Here is a 6,000-nt window from a genome sequence, read left to right as displayed (position 1 = left end):
CCACCAACGAGTTCGGTTACTCACGGACCGTCATGGGTTTGACCACCACCCGACACCGGGCGGCCCAGCCGCCCGGCGCCGGAACAGCCGGTTCCACAGCCTCACCGCAGGCCCCCGCCACCCCGGCGGGGGCCTGTGCCCATACCGGCCACCGACGAGGACCCGCAGCCCATGCCCAAAGGCCGCTACTCCCTGCACGATCCGCACGACCACACCCCCCTTGCCGAAGAGCACTTCCACTGCGCGCCAGGCCCCCACGGCTGGCGCTACGTCGCCCAACTCACCACTCCCACACCGGAGAACGACCACCTCGGCTCCGTCGATCTCACCCTGGACGACCTCGGCCGCCCGCTTCGCCTCGAACTCCACTCCGGCGGCTGGCAGGTCCGCGGCGGCGCCCTCGAAGGCGTCACCTGGGTACGCACCGACCCCACCGGCGAGGAGGCGTCCGAAGGCACCGTCGCCGCCCACGCCTTCACCGGGAACTCCCCGGCCTTCCTGGTCGCCACCGCCCGCCTGCTGCGCCTCACGACCACGTCACCCCCGACCCGCGTCCGCCTCGTCTCCTTCACCGGCCAGGCCCTCGCTCCCCGCACGCTCGATCAGCAGTGGGCCCTGCGATCGAGCGAAACACACGCCACCGACAACGGCCCGCTCACCGTGGACGAATACCTCGTCGGCGACGTCGAAACCGGGGAACAGCACACTGTCCACCTCGCAGGCGATGTGATCCTGAACGCCCCCGGCATCGAACTCGAGGACCTGGAGACTCCGCCGACCCGCTTCCCCGAGTGACCTGGGAGCCCCCTCCACACGGGCGGCACGAACCCGGTCCCCGCCTGCCCACCGGAGGGGCCCTCCCCGCCCCCGCCACCCACCCCGACGGAGAGGTTTCGCTCCCTACATCCCGCGCTTCAGTGACGGGACCGACCCCGCTGCCCGGAACCTCAGCCTCCACCCCGCCACGCGGCACAACCTCCACCTTCCGGCTCTTCCGCCGCTCGTACGCCACCGCCGCCAGGTAGCTCCCGACGGGCGCCCCGGCCGGCACCGGCACGCCGGTCCGTACGACGAGCTCCTCGGCGAGCCGACCCGCCATCGCCGCGGCGGCCTGCGCGTCCAGCTGCCGGGCCGCGGCCCAGGTACTGACGTACCGCGAGCCGGAGGGGGTCGGGAACGGAGGACGTCCAGCCCGTTCATCCGCTGGGCGAGCCACGGCCCGGGCGCCGCCAGCTCGGGGACACGCGCCGAGGTCCAGTCCGCCATCGTCGTCCCCGCCGAACTCGGCGAACTCACCCGCTCCGGCGGCGACTACGAGGCGTACTACTCCAGCCATCCGGCGACCTCCTTCGCCGCCCAGGTCTGGACGAACAACGCCCAGGGACGCCGCCCTCCGCCGGCCCCGGCCCGCGCCCCCGCCGAGACGCCCTCGCACAGGAAAGACGTGCGGCCCTCGGCCTTCCCCTGGTCCTCCAGGTCTCCGGCGCTAGCTGTATTGACCACGAGCGTTGTTGACAGTCGCCGGATTTGATCAAGACGAAGACCTCCGGTGCAGTGGAGCTGTCTAGGACTGCACCGCACGGAGGTCTTCGTGTCCCACCGTAATGCCCGCCTGACCGTTCACGGCAGGCGGCTTCTGGTCCAGCGCGTCCAAGCCGGGCGCCCGGTGGCACACGTGGCCGCCGAGATGGGCATCTCACGCGTGACCGCCCACGAATGGGTCCGCCGCTGGCGTGAGGAGGGAGAAGCGGGCCTGCACGACAGGCCCAGTCGCCCACACAGCACCCCGCACCGCACCCCGGCGGGCACCGAGGCCCGGATATGCGAACTGCGCCAGACCCGTAAGCTCGGCCCGGCCCGTATCGGCCCCGTCCTCGGCCTGCCCTCCTCCACCGTGCACCGCGTCCTGACCCGCCACGGACTCCACCGCCTGGCCTTCCTGGACAGGCCCACCGGCAAGGTCATCCGCCGCTACGAGCGCTCCCGCCCCGGCGAACTGGTCCACGTGGACATCAAGAAGCTCGGCAACATCCCCGACGGCGGCGGCCACAAGGTCCACAGCCGTCAGGCCGGCGAGACCAACCGGAACGCCACCACCACCGAACGAACCTCCAGCGGTACCCCGAAGATCGGCTACAGCTTCATCCACACCGCCGTCGACGACCACACCCGCCTGGCCTACAGCGAGATCCTCACCGACGAACGTCAAGAGACCGCCACCGCTTTCTGGCACCGGGCACAGTCGTTCTTCACCGACCTCGGCATCACCGTCGAGCGCGTACTGACCGACAACGGCTCCTGTTACCGCTCCCGCATCTGGCACGAGACGCTCAAGACCGCGGGCATCACTCACAAACGCACCCGCCCCTACCGGCCACAGACGAACGGAAAGGTCGAGCGCTTCAACCGCACCCTGCTGGACGAGTGGGCCTACCTGCGGCCCTACGCCAACAACACCGACCGCGCCGAAGCCCTCGAACCATTCCTCCACGCCTACAACTACCATCGCTGCCACACCGCACTCGGAGGCCGACCACCGATCAGCCGTGTCAACAACGCAGCGGGTCAATACAACTAGGCGATGCGGCGAGCGCCGACGACGGCGCGCGGAGCATCCCCGCAGGTGCGGGGCCGACGCGGCGGCGGACAGCTCGCTGAGCGGGATCGACGGAGCATCCCCGCGGATGCGGGGCCGACCACCGGGGACTGCAAAGCGCCGCCCGACCCTGAGGAGCATCCCCGCGGGTGCGCCGCCGACCTCGGGTGAGTTGTCGCCGGCCTCGGCCCCTGCGGAGCATCCCCGCGGGTGCGGGGCCGACGTGTGCGCCCGGCCCCCTCGCGGGGGTTTTCTGGGAGCATCCCCGCGGGTGCGGGGCCGACCTCGGCGTGCCTTCCGGCCCGGCACCGGTCAGCGGAGCATCCCCGCGGGTGCGGCGCCCACCGTCTGGCCGAGCTGGTCCTCGCCCACCGGAGCATCCCCGCGGGTGCGGGGCCGACAGGGGGGTGGTCATGGGGTTCGGTCTCCGGTTGGGAGCATCCCCGCGGGTGCGGGGCCGACGCCACGCTGTACCTGCCCGGCGAGGTCTGGAAGGGAGCATCCCCGCGGGTGCGGGGCCGACGGTGGCCATCGCGCTGAGCCGGTACACCGAAGGGGAGCATCCCCGCGGGTGCGGGGCCGACATGCGCACGCGTCCGCGAGGCTGAGCCCGGAACGGAGCATCCCCGCGGGTGCGGGGCCGACGAGACCGGCTCGCGGTACGGCGGCACCGGCCGCGGAGCATCCCCGCGGGTGCGGGGCCGACGAGGACGAGCACGACCGGGACCAGGACGGCCAGGGAGCATCCCCGCGGGTGCGGGGCCGACCTCAAAAAGGGGAAGCTCGGAAGCCTCACTCCCGGAGCATCCCCGCGGGTGCGGGGCCGACGCGACCGGCGCGGGCGCATGCGTGTCCATGTGAGGAGCATCCCCGCGGGTGCGGGGCCGACGGGGTCGCGGTCGCCACGCTCACCCTGGACTCCGGAGCATCCCCGCGGGTGCGGGGCCGACTTGCTGACCTGGGAGGTTACCGCGAGGGTGCCTCATTTTCATTCATGTGCGTCACCCTTCGTTCGTGGGCCGGGAGCGAATGGCGGGGATCGTCTTCAGAGAGCGCGATGTACGCGACCTCCGCGAGAGGCTCGCCTACCGTGGGGAGTCGGAGGGTGTCACAAGGCGGAAGCGGGGACGCCGCTTCAAGGCGTCGTCAGGACGGGTCGGGCGTCGACTTTTTCGGGCGTAGATCGAGCAGTTGCGGCGCCAAGGCAGGCGGCAGGAGCCACAGGCCGGCGATGCCGGCGGTCGTGACCATCGCGAATAGCAGCAGGGCGACGGTGTTCTGGTGGGCGGAGCCGAAGAAGCCGGCCATTAGGGACAGGGCTACGACGAAGATCATCATGAATCGCCAGTGCCTGCGGCCCAGGAGGAACGGACGGTCGTCGGTGCTCCGCCACCAGGACATGCTGGACAGCGTGGTGAAGCTGAACGCGGCGAGTGGAACGACGATCGGCAGCCAGAAGCGCAGGTGGTCGTCGGCGGGCAGTTGCTGGCCGCAGCGGTCGCCCGCGTGGTGCAGGAACCAGAGGTACATCGGGATGCTTACGAGCGCGTACAAGCACAGCACCACTCGCATTGCCCGGTCGACCATGCCGGTCTTCCCCATTTTTATGGTCACGACGGTAGTGATCAGCGCCTCGGGCCGGTGCGCGTTCGTGAGAACCCGCCATAATTCGGCCATCCGTCGCACGTGCGGGATTCAGCCGTTATCCAGCACGCCCTGGGGCATGCCGTAAGAACAGAAGGACGAACCTCGAGGGGGCATAGATGAGCGACATCCCGGCACATGAGGCCGACTCGCATCGTCAGGTGTGGGTTCTCAAGGCGGGCCAGTGAAGCCTTACCCAGGACCCGGTGGAGAAGTACGAGGACGAGGTTCGCGGCTACGTCGATATGGTCAAAGCCGCCGGGTACACCGCCTGGACCGGGGTGGGCAAGGCGTACGTGGTCCCGCTGATGCTGACGGTGTGGCCGCGTTTCGAGGAGCCCTCGTTCTTGTTCGATCTGGAGGGGGCAGATGAGACGCAGACCGTCTACGCCGCCTCGCTGCCCGACGCGCTTACGTTGCTGAACCAACTGTCCCCAACGTTGCAGGCTCTCGCCGTCACGGACCAGATCGCGCAGGCCGAGCCCGAGACCATGTCCGTCCTCGCCGACGTCCTGGACAAGCTGCACGGCCGCCGTCGCGGCCAGAACGGCGCCGTCATCCAGAAGTGACGCCTCGCGCAGCAGTGCCCTGGGAAGCTACCGGACGAGGAGCGGCCGGCGGTCACGAACGAGCCGGGGCCCGCAGACGCAAAAGATCTCCCGTAGGGTACGGGTACGTACCCGTACCCCTGGAGGAGGAGCAGGCGTGTCCGACGCGAATGTACGCATCCCGGAGGCGGCCAAGGAGCGGCTGGCGACCATCGCCGCGGCTGAGGGCTTGTCCTTGCGGGCCTATCTGTCCCGGCTGGCTGAGACGCTGCTGACGCCGGAGGAACGCGCCGAGCGGGCGGAGCAGGCCCGGGCCGCGTTGGAGAGGTGGACCGGTTACGCGCCGAGCGCCACCGAGCAGCAGGAGCTGGACGGGGAACTGGACCGGCGCCTGGCGCAGGCGGCCGGCCGGTGAGTACAGCGGTGCACATCGTCCTGGACGAGACAGCGATGGCGGCGGCCGGGCAGGGCAACGTCCTGGCCTCCCGGCTGATCCACCGGGCACACGCCGAGGCCGACTGGTTCCTCTACGCCCCGGCCTGCGCCCTGGTGGAAGCGGACCGCACGAGGCCCGGAACGGCAGAGCACCTCGCTTCCCTGCCCGGCATCACGGTTGTGGACCTGGACCTGCCCGCCGTACTGGCGGTGGCCAGGGACGAGGGCTGGGCGGTCGCCCACAGCCGTTACGCAGCGCAGCCCACCCCCGAGCGACCCGACGGCGCGGTCGTCGCCACCACCGCGGCCCGCCGCTGGGCGGGATCTCAGGTGCGGGTTCTCGACCTGACCCCCTGACCCGCAGGAACGTCCTCGACTCGGTGACGGGAGCGCCGGTACAGCGCCGATGCCGTCCGGAAATCATCCACATCGGCGAGGGCGGGAGGGCGGGAGCGAGCCACGTCGTGTCCCACCGGTGGTGTGCCGGGGCGTCCCGGTAGGCGTCGTGGGGGATGCCGAGCGCTTCGAGGAGCCGGCGGCCGGCGGTCCAGTCGGCTTCCAGGGTGCCGATGCCGCCGAGCGCGATGTGGCGGGCCCCTTGGAGGGCTCGGGCGTGGCGGCGCAGGTTCTGCCGTACGTCGTAGTCGTCGAGCCGCGCCGGGCTGCCGGTGACCTCCACGAGCTGCGGGTGCGGCGGCCGGTCGCTGAGTAGTGAGGCCTCGGCCACGCCGACTGGCCAGCTGACCAGCGGCCGCTCGCCCGCCTACCCTCGCCCCG

Annotated in this window: 8 protein-coding genes and 1 CRISPR repeat array; of the genes, 6 read left to right on the top strand and 2 right to left on the bottom strand. The window is 71.0% G+C overall.

All coding sequences use genetic code 11. The features are described from left to right. Window positions 1-171 precede the first annotated feature (171 nt). Window positions 172-795, top strand: coding sequence for a hypothetical protein (locus ABZ863_RS32720; protein ID WP_128464335.1), 624 nt, complete (start codon window positions 172-174; stop codon window positions 793-795). A 528-nt stretch (window positions 796-1,323) separates the two neighbouring features. Here the strand turns inward: ABZ863_RS32720 and ABZ863_RS32715 are convergent. Next, the gene (locus ABZ863_RS32715; protein WP_358543414.1) at window positions 1,324-1,503 is read right to left on the bottom strand and encodes a hypothetical protein; all 180 of its coding nucleotides are present in this window, start codon (window positions 1,501-1,503) and stop codon (window positions 1,324-1,326) included. Between the two features lie 88 nt (window positions 1,504-1,591). Between ABZ863_RS32715 and ABZ863_RS32710 the strand changes: the two genes are divergently transcribed. Further along, complete coding sequence (locus ABZ863_RS32710) at window positions 1,592-2,578, top strand: IS481 family transposase (RefSeq protein WP_358543412.1); 987 nt, start codon at window positions 1,592-1,594, stop codon at window positions 2,576-2,578. A 30-nt stretch (window positions 2,579-2,608) separates the two neighbouring features. Next, window positions 2,609-3,546: a CRISPR direct-repeat array (repeat unit 28 nt; unit sequence GGAGCATCCCCGCGGGTGCGGGGCCGAC). Window positions 3,547-3,742: 196 nt separating this feature from the next. Here the strand turns inward: ABZ863_RS32710 and ABZ863_RS32705 are convergent. Beyond that, window positions 3,743-4,273: a hypothetical protein gene (locus ABZ863_RS32705; RefSeq protein ID WP_358543410.1), complete on the bottom strand. Its 531-nt coding sequence runs from the start codon at window positions 4,271-4,273 to the stop codon at window positions 3,743-3,745. A 173-nt stretch (window positions 4,274-4,446) separates the two neighbouring features. Between ABZ863_RS32705 and ABZ863_RS32700 the strand changes: the two genes are divergently transcribed. The 4 genes from ABZ863_RS32700 to ABZ863_RS32685 all read left to right on the top strand — a co-directional run bounded on the left by ABZ863_RS32700 (window position 4,447) and on the right by ABZ863_RS32685 (window position 5,935). Then, on the top strand, window positions 4,447-4,809 hold the full coding sequence (locus ABZ863_RS32700) for a hypothetical protein (protein ID WP_358543407.1): 363 nt from the start codon (window positions 4,447-4,449) through the stop codon (window positions 4,807-4,809). Window positions 4,810-4,945: 136 nt separating this feature from the next. Next, window positions 4,946-5,203 carry a hypothetical protein gene (locus tag ABZ863_RS32695; protein WP_327302069.1) on the top strand — a complete coding sequence of 86 codons (258 nt, stop codon included), beginning with the start codon at window positions 4,946-4,948 and terminating at the stop codon, window positions 5,201-5,203. Further along, the gene (locus ABZ863_RS32690; protein WP_358543405.1) at window positions 5,200-5,580 is read left to right on the top strand and encodes a hypothetical protein; all 381 of its coding nucleotides are present in this window, start codon (window positions 5,200-5,202) and stop codon (window positions 5,578-5,580) included. Before ABZ863_RS32695 ends, ABZ863_RS32690 begins: the two co-directional genes overlap by 4 nt. Window positions 5,581-5,728: 148 nt before the next feature. Beyond that, complete coding sequence (locus tag ABZ863_RS32685; RefSeq protein WP_358543403.1) at window positions 5,729-5,935, top strand: hypothetical protein; 207 nt, start codon at window positions 5,729-5,731, stop codon at window positions 5,933-5,935. The last annotated feature ends 65 nt before the right edge of the window (window positions 5,936-6,000 follow it).

This window comes from Saccharomonospora sp. NPDC046836 (assembly GCF_040645195.1).
Taxonomy (GTDB): domain Bacteria; phylum Actinomycetota; class Actinomycetes; order Mycobacteriales; family Pseudonocardiaceae; genus Prauserella_A.
Note: the sequence above shows the minus strand (reverse complement) of the source record. Positions and strands in the feature narration are given on the sequence as shown.